Source organism: Acidovorax sp. Root402, assembly GCF_001425125.1.
Classification (GTDB): domain Bacteria; phylum Pseudomonadota; class Gammaproteobacteria; order Burkholderiales; family Burkholderiaceae_C; genus Acidovorax; species Acidovorax delafieldii.
Window position 1 is genome coordinate 550,082 of record NZ_LMDQ01000014.1, and the last position, 18,590, is coordinate 568,671.

12 protein-coding genes are annotated in these 18,590 nt (G+C 66.4%); 5 read left to right on the forward strand and 7 right to left on the reverse strand.

Annotation, left to right across the window (positions count from 1 at the left end; genetic code table 11):
* The first annotated feature begins 290 nt into the window (after positions 1–290).
* Both ASC83_RS13690 and ASC83_RS13695 read left to right on the forward strand, forming a co-directional pair.
* Positions 291–695 (forward strand): hypothetical protein, encoded by a 405-nt coding sequence (locus ASC83_RS13690; RefSeq protein WP_056063453.1) that lies wholly within the window; start codon positions 291–293, stop codon positions 693–695.
* 46 nt (positions 696–741) lie between these two features.
* Positions 742–1,827 carry a DUF72 domain-containing protein gene (locus ASC83_RS13695; RefSeq protein WP_056063457.1) on the forward strand — a complete coding sequence of 362 codons (1,086 nt, stop codon included), beginning with the start codon at positions 742–744 and terminating at the stop codon, positions 1,825–1,827.
* Positions 1,828–1,845: 18 nt separating this feature from the next.
* Here the strand turns inward: ASC83_RS13695 and ASC83_RS13700 are convergent, their stop codons facing one another.
* Positions 1,846–2,871, reverse strand: a complete 1,026-nt coding sequence (locus ASC83_RS13700) for a diguanylate cyclase (RefSeq protein WP_056063459.1) — start codon at positions 2,869–2,871, stop codon at positions 1,846–1,848.
* A gap of 317 nt (positions 2,872–3,188) precedes the next feature.
* Here ASC83_RS13700 and ASC83_RS13705 point away from each other — a divergent pair, with 317 nt between their 5' ends.
* Together ASC83_RS13705 and ASC83_RS13710 are read left to right on the forward strand one after the other, a co-directional pair.
* Positions 3,189–4,100 carry a GGDEF domain-containing protein gene (locus ASC83_RS13705; protein WP_235509376.1) on the forward strand — a complete coding sequence of 304 codons (912 nt, stop codon included), beginning with the start codon at positions 3,189–3,191 and terminating at the stop codon, positions 4,098–4,100.
* A gap of 152 nt (positions 4,101–4,252) precedes the next feature.
* Positions 4,253–4,927, forward strand: a complete 675-nt coding sequence (locus ASC83_RS13710) for a BON domain-containing protein (RefSeq protein WP_056063463.1) — start codon at positions 4,253–4,255, stop codon at positions 4,925–4,927.
* Between the two features lie 80 nt (positions 4,928–5,007).
* Here ASC83_RS13710 and ASC83_RS13715 read toward each other — a convergent pair whose 3' ends face one another.
* The 6 genes from ASC83_RS13715 to ASC83_RS13740 form a co-directional block, all read right to left on the reverse strand.
* Positions 5,008–5,712, reverse strand: a complete 705-nt coding sequence (locus tag ASC83_RS13715; protein ID WP_056063466.1) for a Crp/Fnr family transcriptional regulator — start codon at positions 5,710–5,712, stop codon at positions 5,008–5,010.
* Between the two features lie 212 nt (positions 5,713–5,924).
* A complete protein-coding gene (locus tag ASC83_RS13720) occupies positions 5,925–6,599 on the reverse strand; it encodes a Crp/Fnr family transcriptional regulator (protein ID WP_056065059.1) in 675 nt (224 codons plus the stop codon).
* A 226-nt stretch (positions 6,600–6,825) separates the two neighbouring features.
* Positions 6,826–15,450: a GH36-type glycosyl hydrolase domain-containing protein gene (locus tag ASC83_RS13725; protein WP_056065060.1), complete on the reverse strand. Its 8,625-nt coding sequence runs from the start codon at positions 15,448–15,450 to the stop codon at positions 6,826–6,828.
* A 59-nt stretch (positions 15,451–15,509) separates the two neighbouring features.
* Positions 15,510–15,752, reverse strand: a complete 243-nt coding sequence (locus ASC83_RS13730; protein WP_056063468.1) for a hypothetical protein — start codon at positions 15,750–15,752, stop codon at positions 15,510–15,512.
* A gap of 384 nt (positions 15,753–16,136) precedes the next feature.
* The gene (locus tag ASC83_RS13735) at positions 16,137–16,586 is read right to left on the reverse strand and encodes a type II 3-dehydroquinate dehydratase (protein WP_056063471.1); all 450 of its coding nucleotides are present in this window, start codon (positions 16,584–16,586) and stop codon (positions 16,137–16,139) included.
* Between the two features lie 19 nt (positions 16,587–16,605).
* Positions 16,606–17,607 carry a TRAP transporter substrate-binding protein gene (locus tag ASC83_RS13740; protein ID WP_082522457.1) on the reverse strand — a complete coding sequence of 334 codons (1,002 nt, stop codon included), beginning with the start codon at positions 17,605–17,607 and terminating at the stop codon, positions 16,606–16,608.
* Positions 17,608–17,802: 195 nt separating this feature from the next.
* On the opposite strand from ASC83_RS13740, the gene ASC83_RS13745 reads away from it, so the two are divergent.
* Positions 17,803–18,585 carry an IclR family transcriptional regulator gene (locus ASC83_RS13745; RefSeq protein ID WP_056063474.1) on the forward strand — a complete coding sequence of 261 codons (783 nt, stop codon included), beginning with the start codon at positions 17,803–17,805 and terminating at the stop codon, positions 18,583–18,585.
* Positions 18,586–18,590 lie beyond the last annotated feature (5 nt).

The following is an 18,590-nucleotide window of genomic DNA, read 5'->3' on the forward strand; positions in this document are numbered from 1 at the left end:
AGCCGTGCGCACCGGCCAGATCCCTTCGGGCGAATTCAGCGCCATGTAATTTGGCAGACCAACTGCTTGGGTTGGATTGAAGCAGTTGCGGGACTTCCCAGGGTGGTGGCACTTCGCGCGGTGCGGGTGCTGCTGCCATGGGGAGTGTTAACTGAACCGCAGGGGCGGGCAGGCAAAAAGGGCTCCCTTTGGGAGCCCTTTTTGTCGTTGGGCCGCATGGACTTGCGGGTGGCCACACGCTCGGCACGGTCAGCCCTTCATAGAATGAAGGACTGTTCGCAAGCCGCTTCATGTCCCTCCCACCTTTCCCCATCCGTACCGAATGCCCCCCTGGCACCTGCGTGTGCGACCGGGAGGCGTTGCTGCAAGCGCCGGGGGGGGATCTGCGCATCCTGATGCTCACGCGCAGCGAAGAAAAGAAGATGCTGGAGCGCCTGGAGAACCTGGGCAGTCTTGCCGACCTGCGCAGGATGCAGGAGCGCATGGAGCAGCAACTGGGCATCCGCCTGTCCATCACCCAAAGCCCGAACGAGGTGCGCAGCCTGCGGGGCATTGCGATCCTGGTGCACGAACAGCCGGGCCTGTGCCGCAAGACACGGCAGGCCATCCCGGCTGCCATCAAGAAAAGCATGGACACCCACCCCCAGATCACGTTTGACCTGCTGGACGAGAGCGGGCTGTTTGGCAGCTCGTAGCGCAACCTACCCCGCCGTACCGCACCAAACCGCACCACCGCAGCGCATGCAAGACGATCTTTTTGGCGACACGCTGCCCAAGCCCCCGCCGGCAGACGTGCCGGCCAACGGGCCATCCGCTCCATCCCCCACGCAAGGCACTGAGTCCACGGCACGGCGTACCCGGTCCAGCACAGTCGCTCCGATCGTTCCGGACGATGCTCTGGAAGCCTTGGCTGCTGCCCTACCCCGCCAGTTGCGCCTGGGCACTTCGTCATGGACCTACCCTGGCTGGAAAGGCCTGGTGTGGGAGGGCGAGCATTCCGACACGCAGCTGTCCAAACAGGGGCTGGCCGTGTACGCCCAGCACCCGCTGATGCGCACGGTGAGCATCGACCGCAGCTTCTACCGACCGCTCACGGTGAGCCAGTACGAGCGCTATGCGTCGCAGGTGCCCGACGACTTCCGGTTTGTGGTCAAGGCGCCCAGCGTGGTGACGGATGCACTGGTGCGCAGCGAAGACGGACGCGGCCGCCAGCCCAACCCGGCGTTCCTCAGCCCCGAGCTGGCCCGCAGCGAATGTGCGGAGCCAGCGCTCCAGGGCCTGGGCCACAAGCTGGGCGCGCTGGTATTCCAGCTCAGCCCCCTGCCGCTGGCGCAGCTGGATCGCATGCCCGCCTTGCTGGATCGCCTGCGTGCCATGCTGCTGGCCCTGCCCTCGCTGGCACCACTGGCGCCCGATGGGGTGATTGCCGTGGAGGTGCGCGACCCCGAGTGGCTGACGCCCGACTTTGCGGCCGTGCTGCGTGAAGCGGGCGCCACCTATTGCCTGGGGCTGCATGCCAAGATGCCGCCGCTCCCCGACCAACTGCCCCTGCTGCGTGCTCTGTGGCCTGGCCCGCTGGTGTGCCGCTGGAACCTGAACCCTGTGCACGGCCCCTACGGCTATGAAGAGGCCGAGCGGATGTACGAACCCTACGACCGCCTGCACCACCCGGACCTGGACACCCGGGCTGCACTGGCCGCAGTGATCGCAGGCATCACAGGCCGTGGACAGAATGCCTTCGTGACCATCAGCAACCATGCCGAAGGCTGTGCGCCGCTCACGGTGCGGGGCGTGGCGCAAGAATTCGCTCGGCTGGTGGACAGGTAAAACCCGACCCACCCGGTTTTATTGCTCCGGCGCCTGCTCGATGCGGTTGCGGCCGCCTTGCTTGGCACGGTACATCGCGCGGTCCGCGCGGCGTACCAGCTCTTCGGCCAACTGTTCGCGCTGTGGCGCCATGGTGGCCACGCCGAAGCTCACCGTCACGATGCCCCACGGCGCACCCTCGTGCGGCAGGGCCAGTGCCCGGATGGCTTGCTGGATGTGCTGGGCCATCTCCAGGGCGACCCGGGCATCGGCGCCGGGCAGCAGCACCACAAACTCCTCACCGCCAAAGCGCGCCACCAGGTCGCCGTCGCGCCGTCCCCCAGTCTGTGCCAGCGTCAGGGCCAGGGATTTCAGGCAGGCATCGCCCGCCAGATGGCCGTAGTGGTCGTTGAAGTGCTTGAACACATCCACGTCCAGCATGATCAGCGACAGCGGTCCGTGGGCCCGTTGTGCGCGAGCCCATTCATGGGCCAAGGCCTGGTCAAAATGGCGGCGGTTGGCGATACCGGTCAGACCGTCGGTGTTGCTGAGCAGCTGCAGCTGGTTGTTGGCCTGGGCCAGTGCCTGGGTGCGCTCATCCACCAATGTCTGCAGCTCCTGGTTGCGCTGCTGCAGGCGGCTGACGGGGTACACCTCGCCGTCTCGGGCCAGTCCATACGGGATGGAGATGCTGCTGTGCGCAATCTTCCAGTCATCGCCCTCCTGCCGGAAGACGAGCACCAAACGGGCGGTCTCGCTGGCAAACAGCGGGTCGGGGTTGGGCAGGTGGATGTGGAAAAACGCGGTCACTGCCAGCACGTCGATGCCCAGCTCCTGTGGGAACAGGTCCAGCACCTCGATGCCGATGCGCCCGGGCACCTGCGCAAAGTCGGTCTGCGTGATGTCCACCCATTCGCTGCGGGTTTTGATGAGCTTGTCGCTGCTGCCCGCAAAGCCGCTGAAGTTCTCACTGAAGCGATCCACCAGCCGGGCATCGCGCCCGGCATACATCTCGATGTACTCGTCGAACAGCATGCGGATGAGCCGTTGGCGTTCTGGTGACATGGGACGGTTCCTTGGCGGGGACGGAAGGTGCTGGGCAACGGTCTGAAGCGCTGTGCAAAGGCGCTGCGCCCGCGGCAGCTAACGCTTCGAACAAATGTAACACCTGCAACACTGGCCTTGCCAGCGCCGCCTGCCACGTTTATGTGCGCTGCCAGACGGTACACGCCCCTTGCAGCAAGCAGACTCTGGCACTGTCAAATCACTGTTCAGATGCCTTGGCGGGCCCGCCAACCGCTTGACCTCGTGAGGCAGGCACACCGGAGCGGCGTCGGTGTTGTGGCTCACCCCGTCTTCGCGCCGCGAGGCGGAAACACCTGATGAATCGTATGGACAGCAACCAAAGACCATGGGAGTGGGGCAAGGCCCTGGCGGCCACTTGGCCCACAGCAGAACAAGTCCAGCGCTGGAAGCTGTGGCTGCGTTCGCTGCAAGTGAAGTGGGCACAAGACCCCAGCCCCCAGCGCGGCCGGCTGTGGATGGCGCCCCCATCGCATGCCAATCAACGCCCGGGCGAGCCCAGTGTGAGCACCTGTGTGGCAGCCATGCAGCAGATGCTGCAGGTAATGGCGAGTGAAGCCGCCGAACGCCACGCCCTGGAGCGCACCATGGAAGGCACTCAGGCGGCACTGACCCAAGCGCTGGCCGATTTGGACCGCGTGCGCAACGGTGAGCGCCTGGCGCGACACCAGGCGCTGCACGACGAGTTGACCAACCTGCCCAACCGGCGCCATCTGCTACTGCGCCTGGAAGACTTGCTGGACCAAAGGCACTCCCTGCAACCCGGACCGACGGTGTTGTTCATCGACCTCGACAACTTCAAGACCGTGAACGACACCCACGGTCACGGCGTGGGCGACGAGGTATTGCGCATCACAGCCGCGCGACTGAACGCCGCTGTGCGCCATGGCGACCTGGTGGTGCGCCTGGGTGGCGATGAGTTTGCCTGCCTGCTCCGAGGTGTGGCGGACGAAACGCCGCTACACCAGTTGTGCGCCAAGCTGCTGCAGGCGGTGTGTTGCCCCATGAAGATTGGCCACTTGCAACTGCTGGTGCGCCCCAGCATCGGGGTGGCCATCTGCCCCCAGCATGGCACGCAGGCAGACGCCCTGCTGGCCTGTGCCGACGCAGCCATGTATGCCGCCAAGCGCGAGCGATGCGGCTACGCTTTCGGGACAGCGAGCAAAACTCTCAGTACCAACAACGCAGATCGCTCAAAGCCGCCAGCCTGATTTTTGGTGCTATGGCCCGTCTCTGCGACTCGCAACAGCTGCTGACAGGCCGGTGGGTATGGTTACGAACAGACAGGTGCAACACGCCAGCGCACAGTGCAGACAACGGCTCCCTGCCTGGGTGGCCGGGCTTTTCAAGGGACTGTTTCACCATGCGCCACCTGCCATTCCAGCCAAACCACCACCCGCTGCTCGGCAGCCTTTGCGCGGTGCTGGTGGTACTGACGGTGCTCCCGCTGCAGGGCTGCAAGCGCAGCGACATGGTGACCCAGTGGGCGCCCGCCAGCCCATCGCCAGTGGCCTACCTGGAAGACGGTGTGATCACCTCACGCGTACGTGCCGCGCTCATCCTCTCGCCAGTGGTCAACAGCTACAACATCAGCGTTGAATCACACCAGGGCGTGGTGCTGCTCAGCGGCATGGCCGCAGACCCCACACAGATCGATCTGGCCGTGTTTGTGGCGCAAACGGTGCCTGGTGTGAGTTCAGTGGACAGCTTCATGTTCTCGACGGGCGCAGCGCCCGCGCAGGCAGTGCACCAGGGCCACACCCCGGATCTGGAGGCGCTGCGCGCCCGGCAACTGAGGAATGCAACACCCAGCTCGCAGTACCAGCTACGCCACGCCCCACCACCCGTTGCCGATGAGCCCACTGACCCCGCTAGCGAGGTGTATGCCGCCGCCAATTCAGCTCCATCTGCGCCGGAGCCCGCCCCCGCCGCCGACACTTCGGCCACAGGCATGCCCTACCAGAGTCGATGGGTGCGCCTGGCCCACAGCGTACTGGGCATTCGCAGCATCCAGGACGAGCTACAGATCAAGCGCTGACCAACGCTTCACCACAGGCACAGCCTGGCTGGACAGAGCACTGAGCCCGCCCGAGGACAGAGCCCAACGCTCCCCCGCTATCACCCCACGCGCGGCCGCAGCAGCCGCTGATAGATCGCCTTGTCAGCCGCATAACAACTGCAGGCCTCGGCCTCCAACGCTTTGCGGTTGAGCACCGTGAGTTCTCCCCGGTGGTAGGCGATAAGACCTGCATCCTGAAAATGCCCTGCCGCCTCGGTCACGCCCACGCGGCGCACGCCCAGCATCAGGGCCATGAATTCCTGGGTGACGTGAAAACACTCTGAATGCGATCGGTCCTGCATCATCAACAGCCAGCGCGCCAGGCGCGGCGCAATCTGGTGGTAGCGCTGGCATGCCGCCGCCAGCGTCTGCTGGTGCAGGCGCGCCAGCAGGCAGGCCTGGAGCAAGGCCTCCAATTCGGGAATCGCGTTGATCTGCGTGCGCAACTGTTTGGCGCCAATGCGCCAGCTGGACCCGGCCCCCTGCACCAGGGCCCGCCACGGCGTGGCCGCCAGGCCCAGGATCAGTTCCGAGCCCAGCATGGCCTCTGCCCCCACCATGCCCACCTCCAGCGGAGGGTGGCTGTCCACATCAATGACCAGCGACAAAAAACCTTCGGTCGGGAAATGGGCATGCGCCAATGGTCGGCCGCGGGTGCTCAGTTCGGCTGACAGTACCAGCTCAAAGGGCTCGCAATGCTGCAGCAAACGCTCGCGCGCCGCAGTCGGCAGTTGCTGAAGAAGGGTGTTGTCTTTGCTTTGCATTGCGGGGCCTTGGGCTGCTGTCCGCACTGCACGGGAGTGCAGCGCCAGGACCCCTGCGCAATGCCTTGCCTTGCGCAAGGTGGAGCCCAGTGTGGTTGGCTTTGCGCGGTGCGACTGTCTGCCAGCGCACACAGGGTGCAGGCCATGGGCGACGTCTTCATCCCGCAGGATCAAAGGGGGACCATTTCACACTGTCTGCCAGGTCGGCGTCCCTAGCTCGCCACGACCAATGGAAGCAGTCGGTCGTATTCCTTTTTGACCACCTCATAACACTCGCACGTGCGGCGCTCCAGCCCCGGGCGGTCCAGCACGTTGATATGTCCGCGCGCATAGCTGATGAGGCCCGACCGCTGCAGCTTGAGAGCCGCCTCGGTCACCCCTTCGCGCCGCACGCCCAGCATGTTGGCGATCAATTCTTGCGTCATGATCAACTGGGTGCTGGGCAAGCGGTCCAGGCTCAGCAGCAGCCAGCGACACAGCTGCTGGTCCAGCGAGTGGTGGCGGTTGCACACGGCGGTTTGTGCCATCTGGGTGATGAGTGCCTGCGTGTAGCGCAGCAACAGGTGCATGACCGGTCCTGCATGTTCAAACTCGGATTTGATGACGTCCGCACGCAGCCGAAACCCCGCGCCCGCACTTTGCACCACTGCCCGGCTGGGCGTGGTTCCACCACCCATGAAGATCGAGATGCCCACCAGGCCCTCGAAGCCCACCACCGCGATCTCCGCCGACGCGCCATCCTCCAGCACATAGAGCAGCGACACGATGGCGCTGGTGGGGAAATACACGTGCGGCATGGCCGCGCCCGATTCGTACAGCACCTGTCCCAGCGCCAGCTCCACAGGTTCCAGCAATGGCAGCCAGCGCTGCAGGTCTGGCTCAGGCAAGGCTGCCAGCAGCTGGTTTTGAAGGGGGATATTGGAGCGTTTGATGGTGGCACCTTGGTGTATCGCGGTGCTGGGCCCCTGCGGCCCTGCCTGCCGCCTGGGCATGCCGCAAGTTTGTTGCAGCGCGCCGAACAAGGTCTGTACGGTATCGTACATACACACAATTACCAAATGCTGGATGTCAAGGTGCACCAAGGCCCCACAAAAGATGCACTCTGCGCATGCCCTACCCAGGCAACGGAATCACAAAACACTGGCCATCGGGCACGTCACCCCAGCGTAGCCGCTCGCCCACCTGCAACCATCGGGCATCCGGTGGGACGTTCGACGGCAAGACCGCTGAGGCTCCTGCGGCAACGCGCACCAGCACAAACCGCAGCGTGCGCCCTGAACGCACCAGCGTCAGCTCTGAACCGGGCCAGTGTGGCGGCAGACAAGGCGTGAAGAACAGCTCTTGCGCCCGCATCTGCAGCCCCACGATGGACTCCACCGCAGCTCGGTGCAGCCAGCCTGCTGCTCCGGTGTACCAGCTCCAGCCGCCGCGCCCCACATAGGGCGGCTGGCTGTAGATGTCAGCCGCCATCACATAGGGCTCGACGGCATACACCGGCCCCCAGACGGGGTGCTGGGCGCGGTGCGCCGGACTCAGGCAGGTGAAGTAACGGTAAGGCACATCGAACGCACCGGGGTGCTCAGGCTTCTGCAGCGCCAGTTCTGCAGCGGCCATTAGCGCCCATACGCCGCCATGTGCATACTGCCCGCCGTTCTCGCGCACGCCGGGCGGGTAGGCCTGGATGTAGCCCGCGCTAGGTGAAGCATGGCGCAGCGGGGGCGCCAGCAGCTGGATCAAGCCTGCTGCGGGGTTGACCAGATGCGCCTCGACCGCGTCCATCGCATGGCGCTGCCGTGCAGGCTTTGCTGCGCCCGAGAGCACTGCCCAGGCCTGCGCGATCAGGTCAATGCGACCTTCGTCCCGCGTGCGGCTGCCCAGGGCCGTGCCATCGTCAAAAAAGGCGCGCTGGTACCAGTCACCGTCCCACGCCTGGTTTTCCAGTGCCACGCGCCAGCCGGTCAGGGCGGCGTCCCAGCACTGCACCCGATCCAGATCGCCCCGATCGCGGGCGATCGGAATCCAGTCGGTGACGATGGCGCACAGGAACCACGCCAGCCACACCGATTCGCCGCGCCCACCGTCGCCCACGCGGTTCATGCCGTCGTTCCAGTCGCCACCGCCCATCAGCGGCAGACCGTGTGCGCCGGTGCGCAGGCTGCGGTCGATGGTGCGTGCGGCATGCTCATACACACTGGCTGTGGTGGTGCTGGCGCCGGGGGATTCGTAGATGTCCTCAGCGCCCTCAGGAATGGCGGAGCCTTCAAGGAACGCCACCTGCTCCTCCAGCAAACTTTTGTCGGCGGTGCGCTCCAGATAGTGCGCGCAGGCAAAGGGCAGCCACAGCAGGTCGTCCGAGAAATGGGTGCGCACCCCGGCCCCGCCCGGCGTGTGCCACCAATGCTGCACATCGCCCGCTTCAAACTGGCGCGATGCGCACAGCACGATCTGTGCGCGCAAGGTGCCCGGCTGTGCCCAGGCCAGCGCCATGGCATCCTGCAACTGGTCGCGGTAGCCCGTGGCACCACCCGCCTGGTAAAAGCCCGCCTTGGCAAACAGGCGCGAGGACACCGTCTGGTACAGCAGCCAGCGGTTGACCAGCACATCAAACAGTGGATCGGGCGTGGCCACCTGCGTCGCGCCCAGCAGCAAATTCCACTGGTCGAGGGTGGCCTTCTCTCGCGTGCGGGCCGCAACGGCCATGGCCTGGGCGCCCAGCGTGCGTGCCGCAGCCTCGGTGGGGGCGTAGCCCATCAGGTACACGCGCTCAAACATCGCCCCGGCCCGCAAGGTCACCAAACGCGACAACGCTGCACAGGGGTCCAGCCCAAAACCGCTGCGCTGCCCCAGTTGCAGGGGCACCACCAGATCGCCCTGCGCATCGAAGAACTCGCGGCGGTCGCAAGTCCAGTCCAGGCTGTCATTGGCACGGTCGTCCGTGCCCGGCCCAGCCGAGGCCTCGCAGAAAAAGGCCGTGCCCCCGCCCAAGCCCGCAGCCGCCTCGGTCTGCGTGCACAACAGGCCCAGCAAGCGGCCATCGGGCAGTGGTGCAAAACACGGTGCGGTGGCCAGCGTGGCGCGGTCACTGCGCTTTTCACCCATCATCCACTCCACCATGCCCACCAGGCGCAAGTGCTCGCGCCGGCTGCCCAGATTGCGCACCTGCACAAACACCTGTTTGATGGCGGTGACAGGGTCCACGCACCAGCGCACCTCCACCTCCAGCGCGCCTCTGCGGTGGCGGATGGTGGTGCTGCCCTGGGCGTGCTCCACGCCGTACACCACATCGGCAGCGCCCCAGGCCGAAGGCGTCAGGCTCCACACCTCGCGCGTGCGGCGGTCCTGCAACAACAGCCATTCGGCGGGCGGGTCAGCCACCGGGTCATTCGACCAGGCGGTGAGCTGGTTCAAGCGGCTGTTGAGCGCCCAGGTGTTGCCCGCGCCAGTTTCCGACACCATGGTCCCCAGCTGCGCATTGGCCAGCACATTGACCCAGGGTTTGGCAGGCCGCAGCGTTGCCGACACTTCAAACCCAAAGGTCCCTGTGACCGGAGCAAAGCCACCCACCGGCGCGGGCACCCACGTGCTGCCCTGGTGCGTGGGCACTTCGTCCGTGGCACCGCCACGCCAGGGGCTGGCCATGGACACGCCATGGGCGGCCACCCAGGCCTTTACCTGGTGCATGAGGGCATGGCCATCGGCATGGAGGGTGATGCGGGCCAGGCTCGCCAAGGTGCCCAGCTGCGCAGCCGACAGCTCATCGAGCCGCAGCACCCGCAGGCTGGTCACCGCAGGGCCGGTGTGTGTGGCGAGGTCGGCATCGTGGTGTTCGCGCAGCAGCGTCAGCTCGCGCTGCAAGGGCATGTGGTACGAGTGCGATTCACTACTGAGCACCACCAGGTCGCAGGCCACGCCGCCATGCGCCCATTCGCGCAGCGCCTGGGCCAGCGTGCGCAGCAGGCCCATGCCCTGGGGCGATCCGGCCATCACCAGCACAATGGGCCGGTCACCCGACAGGCCCAGTTGCCACAGCGTGCGCCGGTCACACACGGGACGGGCGGCCTGGGCCTCGGTCAGCACACCCAGGTGGGTGCTGTGGACCTTGGGCAGCGTGAACACCAGCGCCGTGGTCAGTGCCTGCAGCGCGGGTAGGTAGTCGCGGTGCGGGCGGTGCGATGCCCACTGGATGCTGGCGAGCGTGGCCGACATGGCCGATGCCCGCTCCAGATAGCTGGGCTGGCGGTACTTGTCGATGATGGCCAGCAGCGTGGCCGGGTCTGGCGATGCCGCCGTGGCAAACGTGACACAGGCCTGCGCGCCAGGCGCAATGCGCAGCATCACGCCCATCGCGGCTACCGGGTCCAGGCCCGTGTCCAGCGTGGCGGGCACCTCCGGCACACAGTCCAGCATCGCCAAAGGCTGGCCTAGCGTGTGGTTGCGCCCCAGCCAGAGCTGCCGGTCGGTCTGGCAACGCAGGCCCAGCACGTGCCCTTGGGTATCTGCGACAAAGTGGGCGGCCTGTAGCGTGGTCTCGGTCTGCAGGCGGGGGGTGCGCACAAACCGCAGGGCCTGCTGTGCAGGCAGCCAATCGGCGGCAATGAAAAGGTTGGAGAACGCCGGGTGCGCCTCGTCGGCCGCGTGGGTGGCCAGGGTGATGTCCAAGGCCGATATCAGCTCCAGCTCGATCACCGCGTCGCCCAGGTTGCTCACCACCACCTTGCGCAGTTCGATGTCGTCTTCCGGGCTCACCCACACCGTGGTGTGCACGCGCAACCCCGGCCACAGTGCATCAAAACACACGCGGTCGGTGTGGAAGTTGCTGCCGTACACCGCTCGCGCATCGGGAGCGGGGTGGCTGGTGACGGACACGGGCACGCTGGAGCCCATCTGCCGCACATACAGAAAGCTGCCATGTGCGTCCCGCAGCGCATCGTCGCGCCAGCGGGTGATACCCGTCTGGTGCCAGCGGCTCCACCCTGCCCCGTTGGCGCGCAGTGTGACGCTGTAGCGCCCGTTGCCCAGTAAGTGTGTGGGCTCCAGCGCGTGGGCGCCAGGGGTGACGTTGCGCACATGGTCTGGCGTCTTTTGCTGGCGCGCATGCAGCGGCAGACGCGGCGGTGTCGCCTGCAAGGTGGGCAGTTCGCGCGGGGCGCGCTCCTGCAGCAACGGCAGTACGGCCTCGATGCGGGCATGCGCCGTGCCCCAGCACTGGGCCACGCCGCTGAGCAGCACATTGGCCAGCGCCACGATGGTCATGCCCTGGTGGTGGGCCATGTAGGTGCTGACCAGGGTAAACCGCTCGCCGTGGGTCTGCCGTTCGGGCGTGAAGTCCAATGCCTCGTAGAAGCCGTAGCGCCCACGCGCCGACAGTGCTTCCAGGGTGCGGAAGTTGGCGCAGGCTGCGCGGGCATCCACCTGCGTGGCCAGCGCAGTGGCATAGGGCGCAATCACCATCTCGCCCACCGGCGTGCGGCGCAAGGCCAGGCGCGGCACACCCTGCGGCGCGTACTGGTACGCCAGGGTGTGGTCGCGCCCGGCATAGGCGCATTCAGAAATGCCCCAGGGCATATCTTTGCCCAAGGCCTGCACCAGCGCCACATGCTCACGCAGGGCGGACCGCCCTGCCTCGCCCAAGGCGCTGTGATACGGCTCGTCCATGACCAGCGTGGGCATCAGGTACTCGAACATCGAGCCTGACCACGAGCGCAGCACCGCATGGTGGCCGCTGGCAAAGAACGGCCGCCCCAGGGCCGCCCAGTGCTTGACGGGCAAGTCGCCCTTGGCGACGGCCAGCAGGCTGGTAGTGCGCGACTCGGACGCGAGCAAGTCGTAGAACGAGGTGTCCAGCTGCTGCTCGTCCACCCGGTAGCCAATGTGCAGCAGGTGCCGCCGGGGGTGGTACAGAAACCGAAAGTCGGCCTGCCAGGCCAGGGCGTCCAGCCCCTCGGCCAGGGCCATGAGGCGGCGCGTGGTCTCGGGTGCGCCGCCGTGGTGTGCTGCTTGCTGGTCACGGTCCACCGACTGCAGTGTGGCCAGATGGTCGGCCAGCAGCCACAGCAGTTCGTCCTGTTCCGTCGGCGGGCTGTGCACGATGGCTGGGTGGCGTGGCTGGGCCATGCTGCGCAGTTCGTCCTGCGCCTGCGCCAGCAGCGCGCGAAACGCCATGGCCTCGGGCTGGTGCGCCGGGTCCGGCAGACGCATTCCCAGCAGACGGCTCAAGGCGGACGAGGGCTGCATCCCGCGCAAGCCCGGGTGGTGGATGCCCAGCCGGGGCTGCAGCCGCGCCAGCGAGGTGCGGATGGCCTGCGCACCCGCCAGCGGTGACAGCGGCTGCGACGCCAGCGCGCTGCAAGCCTGCGCCACGGCCACCAGGTGGGCGCAGAGGTTGCCGCTGTCCACCGTGGACACATAGCGCGGGTGCAGGGGCTGCAGGGTTTCGGTGTCGTACCAGTTCAGGAAGTGGCCCCGGTGCCGCTCCATGGCTTGCAGGGTCACGAGGGTGGCTTCGAGCCGGTCGAGCAGCTCCAGCGTGCCGATCCAGCCGAACTGGCGCGCGCAACTGGCGCTCAGCAGGTACAGCCCGATGTTGGTGGGCGAGGTGCGGTGCGCCACCATTTCATACGGGGCGGTCTGCAGGTTGTCGGGCGGCAGGTGGTGGTTGTGGGCATCCACACAGCACTCGAACAAACGCCAGGTGTCGCGCGCCACGCCGTGCAACAGGTCCTGGTCTTGTGCCGACAGTGTTGGGTTGCCCAGGCCAGACGGAACGCGGTTGGCCAGCCACACCAGCAGCGGCGACAGCGCCCACAGCGCCAGCAGCGGCCCCACCAAGGCCCAGGGCGCCAAGGTGTGCAGGGAGCCCCCGGCCCACAGCGCCACGCCACAGCCCAGCGCCAGCAAGGGTGCCGCCTTGTGTCTGCGCAGCGTTGCCGCCAGGCCTGTGATCAAGGTGTTCTGCGCAGCCTCGGCCGTGGTCCACTCCAGCAGGTGCCAGCGGCTCACGGCCTGCCGGTGGACGGTGCGCACCACGGCATCGCCCAGCAGCAGCGCTTGCTGCGGCAGCAAGGCCAGGTGCCACACACCACTGGCCAGGGCGCGCAACAGGTCGCCCGATGCTTCGTGCACAAAACGCATGCCGACCAGCCCAAAACGGCTGGGCACCCAGCCCGCCAGTGCCCCCATCAAGGGCGCAGCCGCATAGGCCGCGACCACCAGCGCCAGCGTGCTGGCCAAAGGCAGGCCCAGGCCCGCCAGGGCCAGCACCACCAGCACCAGCGATGCGGGCGCCACCAGCGAGCGGCGCAGGTTGTCCAGCAGCTTCCAGCGGTTGGTGGGTGAGAGGCCCCAGCGATGGGCTTGGGCCAGAAAGGGCCACAGCTGCCAGTCGCCCCGCGTCCAGCGGTGCAGGCGGGCGGCGGCGGTATCGCTGTGTTCGGGCTCCGCCTCCACCAGCGTCACATCGCTCACCACGGCGCAGCGTGCCAGCGCACCTTCGAGCAAATCGTGGCTCAGCACCTGGTCGGCTGGCAGGCGCCCGCCCAGCACTGCGTGCACAGTGGCCACATGCAGCAGGCCCTTGCCGGTGAAGCTGCCTTCGGCAAAAAAATCCTGGTACACGTCGGAGGTCATGGCGCTATACGGGTCCAGCCCCTGCTGGCCCGCAAACAGCCATTGCCACAACGAGGTGGTGGCAGCGGTGGGCAGTGGCGCCAGCACCCGGGGCTGCAGGATGCCGTAGCCCTGTACCACGCGCTGGCCTGTGGCATCCAGCCGGGGCTGGTTCTCGGGGTGCTCGGCCACCCCCACCAGGCTGCGCAGGCGGCCCGGGGGCAGCTGCGTATCGCTGTCCAGCGTGAGCACATAGCGGGTCTGCGGTGCCAGGTGCGAGAGTTCGTCCAGGTCCAGAAAGGCGCCCTGCCCCCTGGTGGCGAGTGCGGCCACCAGCTGTTCGAGCTTGCCGCGCTTGCGCTCCCAGCCGATCCACTGCTGCTGCGTGGGGCTGTAGGTGCGCGCGCGGTGCAGCAGCACAAAACGCGGGGCACTGCCTGGAGTGACGGGGTGCTGATGATTCAGGGCCTGCATCTGGCTCTGGGCATGGGCCAGCAGCGGGCCGTCTTCGGGCAGGTCTTGCACATCGGCATCCACACCGTCGGTCAGCAGCGCAAATTGCGCACAGGGCTCGGGGTTGGCCAGGTAATGCAGGTGCAGGCGGTGCACCAGCCGGTCGATGGTGCCGGTGCTGCTGAGCAGGGCCGGGATCGCCACCAAAACGCGTGCCGATGCCGGAATGCCCGCTGGCAGCAGGTAGCGGGGCATGTAGGTGGGTCGGACGGATTCGCCAATGAGCCGGTTCATCACGGCCACCACGATCTCGGACACGGGCAGCAGCAACAAGACGGCGAGCAGCGCCAAGCCCGCAAGATGGGCTGCGCTGGTATCGGGCCCCGCATGCACACCCCACAGGGGCGCCATCAGCCAGGCCAGCAGACCGAGCGAGCCCAGCAGCAAGGCGCCCAGGTACAACGGCACGCGCGACAGACCCACCGCAGAACGCCACAGAGCCAACGCATCGGTGGCATGTCGGCGCACACCCAGGGCATGCTCCAGCTGGTTGCGCCCGGCGCCTTGCAGCCAATAGCCTGCCAAGGCCTGTGCAGCTCCCGGATGATCTGGAGGCTCGCCGTCGGCACCCGACATCAGCACCAGCAGCGCCTGCGCAACGGCGGCCTCGCCCTGCCCGCTGCGGGCTGACAGGTTTTCAATGCCATGCAAGGTGGTGTTGCGTGTGGACTCGTCCTCGGCCGCAAACACGGGCGACTGCAGCATGGCGCGCAGCACCAGGCTGGTCTGGCTGATGATGTCGGACCAGTCGGCCGCGCCCACGCGCCGCAGTGCCGTGACGGCATTGCCCATGCTCAGCTGGTCGGCGGCCTGGTTAATCTGCTGCTGGGCCTGCAACGCCACCAGGTCGGGCACCGCGGACAACAACCACTGCTGCACGGGCGATGGCGTGCCTGCAGCGGCATGCCCGCCCACCACGCCGCGCCCCATCATCGACTGCGCCAGGTGGGCAAGGAACACCGGGGCCACGCCACGCCGCTCCATGGCGGCGCAGGCAGCATCCAGTGTCAGCCCGTTCAGGTCCTGGCTGCGGGCGGCGCACAGGCTGGCCAGCTCCTGCGCGGCCTTGTGGCTGGCCAGGCGCTCTGCCAGGCGGCGCAGGTTTTCGATGAGCACCACGCGCAGCGTGGTGGGCAACGCCCACAGCTCGCCCTGGCTCAGCTCGCGGGTCTCCTGGTAAGCGTTCAGGTACTGCACGAGCAGCGATTCATCGAACGCACTGTCGGTATGGGCCACAAACGACCAGGCCACACCGTACACACGCGGCAGGCCCACCAGCGGGGCGTCTTTGAGCACGGGCAGCGAGCGGTAGTAACGCGGCGGCAGCCCGGCCCGGATCTCCTTGAGCTGGCTTTCGATCAGGTGGAAGTTGTCAAACAGCCATTCAGCGGCGGGGCTGATCGCATGCTCGTCATGCGGTGCGTCAAACAGGTAGCGGTACGCGCCCCGCAGCGCGCGGATGTTGCTCTGCAGACGCGGGTAAAACGTGGTGCGGCCAAAGGGCGCCTTGCCTGCGTCGTGGGAGGAACCGAGGTGCCGGCCATGCTCTTCGAAGCGGGCCACGCCAAACACTTCGGCCCGCAGGGGTTCCAGCACCGGGCCTGCCCGGGCATCGAGCATGCGGTCCATCGCGGAGGGAACCCAGGGCCATGGTGTGCGTAAGCCCATGCGCGCGCGCCCTACCGCACCAGCGATACAGCCCCCACCAGCAAGGTGACCAGCAGTGCAACCGTCACCACATGCTCTGCCACCTGGGCCTGCAGCCATGCAGCGCCACCGAGCAACCGGTCCAGCGGCCCCCGCAATGCGCCGCAATGCACCAGGTGTTCACCCAGATGGGAGAGTTCCAGCAGCGATATGTCTGCCGGCTGCCCCACGGAAGACGTGTCCCACGCAGAGGCAAGGTTGGATGGATGGGACATGGGCGGCTCCTGGTATACAAGTGAATGGCGCAACCACATGGCGGGTGCGCTCCGATCCTCTTGTACAAGGGGCACGTGCTGCGCGTCTGTGCGCTATCGAACAGACCCCAGCCAGTCTGATTTTTGCCCAGGCACCTCACCACCTGATGCCTGGCCTCGCTAGCAAAGCTACTGGCGAGATGGATGGCGTTGAAGTCTCCTCCAACGCTACTATTTGTATAGCGCCTAGCGCAATACATCAAAGCGCTAGCGGTCGATCTGATCCAAAAATAACGAATCAAACACTGCTCGGTACCAGCACGGCAAAAGTCAGCGCCGGTCCATCACTGGACTACGACTTTTCAGAGGACACGCTGAACGCCCACCACCGTGCGCGCACACCGCTCAGGCAACCTGGGCGGCCTCGCGCAGGCTGTCCACCAGCGCCCGCAGCCCGGCCAGGTAGGAGTGGGGACCGAAGCCCTGCACCGTGGCCTTGACGGCGGGCGAGATGATGGAATGCGCGCGCCAGGCCTCGCGCGCGGCGATGTTGGACATGTGCACTTCGATCACCGGGAAAGGCATGGCCTTGATGGCGTCGTGCAGCGGCACGCCGTGCTGCGTGAGGCCCGCAGGATTCACGAGTGCGCCCTGCGCCACATCGATGTTGGCGTGCAGGAAGTCGATGAGCGCGCCCTCATGGTTGGACTGCACGATGTCGAGCTCCACACCCAGCTCTGCAGCGAGCTTGAGCAAACGCTCGTTGATCTGGGCCAGCGTGGTGGTGCCGTAGATATGGGGTTCGCGGCGCCCGAACAGGTTGAGGTTGGGGCCGTGGAGGATGAGGATTTTCATAGGTTTTGGACCAGGTGGCTTACTTGCGGATGCGGGCGAGTTCGCTGTTGTAGAGCTTGACGATCGCCGGGTCATAGGTGGCCGCGAACTTCTCGATCACGGGCTTGGCGATCTGCTGCATGCGCGCCAGCTCGGTGGGCGTGATCTCGTTGTAGGCCATGCCTTTGGCCTGCAGGTCACCCACCGAACGCTGCGCTGCAGCGCGGCTCACCTGGCGCTGGTAGCCACGCGACTCGTTGGCAGCGTCGTGCATCATCCTCTGCTCAGCGGGGGTGAGCTGGTCCCAGAACTTCTTGCTCACCAGCACGATGTTGGCGGCGTACACGTGGTTGGTGGCGCTCACGTACTTCTGCACCTCGAACATCTTGTTCGACAGGATCACGGCATAGGGGTTCTCCTGGCCGTCCACGGCCTTGGCTTCCAGCGCGCCGTACAGCTCGGCAAACGGCATGGGCACGGGGTTGGCCTTGAAGGCCTTGAAGGTCTCCAGGAACACTGGGTTGGGGATCACGCGCAGCTTGAGTCCATCAAAATCATCGGCCTTGGTGATGGGGCGCCTGCTGTTGGTCACGTTGCGAAAACCGAGGTCCCAGTAGCCCAGGGCCACCAGGCCCTTTTCGGGCAATCGGGCGATCAGCGCCTGGCCCAGCGGGCCGTCGAGCAGCGCATCGGCCTGCGCAAAATTGGCCATAGAAAAGGGAAAGTCCACCAACCCGAATTCCTTGACGATGCCGGCCAGCGAGGTGGTGGCCGGGGCCGACATCTGCTGCACACCGCCCTGCAGCGCCGACTGCTGCTGCATCTCGTTGCCCAGCTGCGAGGCGGGGAACTCCATCACCTTCATCTTGCCGCCGCTCTTGGCCGCCAGCAGCTCGCCAAAACGCTTGACGCCAAAGCTCACGGGGTGGTCGGCATTGTTCAGGTGCCCGAAGCGGATCACGCGCTCCTGCTGCGCGGCGGCGGGCAGCGCCATCAAGAAGGACAGGCCAGCGGCCGCCAGAAGGCAAGCAGTTTTTTTCACAGGGACTTCTCCAACAAAAAGAGACCAGCAATGTGCACACCAGGCCCGGAGTGCATCGGGGACTGCATCGTATGAATAAAGTGGAAACTGTTTCCACAGTAGAAACCCTTTAACAATTTTTGATACATTGCGCCCGAAGAACCAGCGCCTGGGTATCCTGAAAGAACCGGTTCACGATCACGAAGAGCCCCCGCCATGAGCAGCATCCTTGAACGCAGTTTCAAAGTCCTCGAGCAGCTTGCCCCGCACCCGGAAGGAAAGGCCCTGTCGAGCCTGGCCTCCGAACTGGACATGCCACTGAGCGCCACGCACCGCCTGTTGGCCGAGTTGATCCGTTGCGGCTACGTGCGGCAGGACCAGAGCCAGGGCAACTACATGCTCACCATCAAGCTGGTGTCGCTGGGCCTGGGCTATCTGAGCGCCACGGGCGTGGTGGACATTGCCCAGCCCCTGCTGGACCGGCTGGCCGCCGAATCTGGCGAACTGGTGCGTCTGGCCGTGGTGGATGGCGACGCGCTGACCTTTGTGGCCAAGGCGCAAGGGGCCGTGCGCGGCCTGCGCTACGACCCGGACATGGGCCTGTCGGTCAACCTGTCGTGCAGTTCGGCCGGCCACGCCTGGCTGTCCACGATGAGCGATGAAGAGGCCCTGGCCCTGGTAGCGCGCCAGGGCTTTGGCAAACCCGAGGACTACGGCCCCAACGCCCCCACCACCGTGAAGGCCCTGCTGGCCTACCTGCGCACCGCACGGCAGCAGGGTTTCAGCACCATCGTCGAGGTGTTTGCTCCGGCCATGACGGCCATGGCCGCACCCATCCGGCAAGGCAACGGCCCGGTGATCGGGGTGGTGACCATTGCGGGCCCGCTGGTGCGCCTGACGCCCGAGCGTATGCAGGCCCTGGGCCCTGCCCTGCTGAACACCACGCACGAGCTGGCCATGGCCAGCGCGGGGTCGCCCCTGCTCAAAAAGCGCGGCTGAACCCC

What these genes read in the sequence shown, in the direction of transcription:
- ASC83_RS13700 (WP_056063459.1), bottom strand. Translation starts at nt 2,871, where the DNA reads ATGTCACCAGAACGCCAACGGCTCATCCGCATGCTGTTCGACGAGTAC.
- ASC83_RS13710 (WP_056063463.1), top strand. Translation starts at nt 4,253, where the DNA reads ATGCGCCACCTGCCATTCCAGCCAAACCACCACCCGCTGCTCGGCAGC.
- ASC83_RS13690 (WP_056063453.1), top strand. Translation starts at nt 291, where the DNA reads ATGTCCCTCCCACCTTTCCCCATCCGTACCGAATGCCCCCCTGGCACC.
- ASC83_RS13715 (WP_056063466.1), bottom strand. Translation starts at nt 5,712, where the DNA reads ATGCAAAGCAAAGACAACACCCTTCTTCAGCAACTGCCGACTGCGGCG.
- ASC83_RS13695 (WP_056063457.1), top strand. Translation starts at nt 742, where the DNA reads ATGCAAGACGATCTTTTTGGCGACACGCTGCCCAAGCCCCCGCCGGCA.
- ASC83_RS13730 (WP_056063468.1), bottom strand. Translation starts at nt 15,752, where the DNA reads ATGTCCCATCCATCCAACCTTGCCTCTGCGTGGGACACGTCTTCCGTG.
- ASC83_RS13725 (WP_056065060.1), bottom strand. Translation starts at nt 15,450, where the DNA reads ATGCTCGATGCCCGGGCAGGCCCGGTGCTGGAACCCCTGCGGGCCGAA.
- ASC83_RS13745 (WP_056063474.1), top strand. Translation starts at nt 17,803, where the DNA reads ATGAGCAGCATCCTTGAACGCAGTTTCAAAGTCCTCGAGCAGCTTGCC.
- ASC83_RS13735 (WP_056063471.1), bottom strand. Translation starts at nt 16,586, where the DNA reads ATGAAAATCCTCATCCTCCACGGCCCCAACCTCAACCTGTTCGGGCGC.
- ASC83_RS13705 (WP_235509376.1), top strand. Translation starts at nt 3,189, where the DNA reads ATGAATCGTATGGACAGCAACCAAAGACCATGGGAGTGGGGCAAGGCC.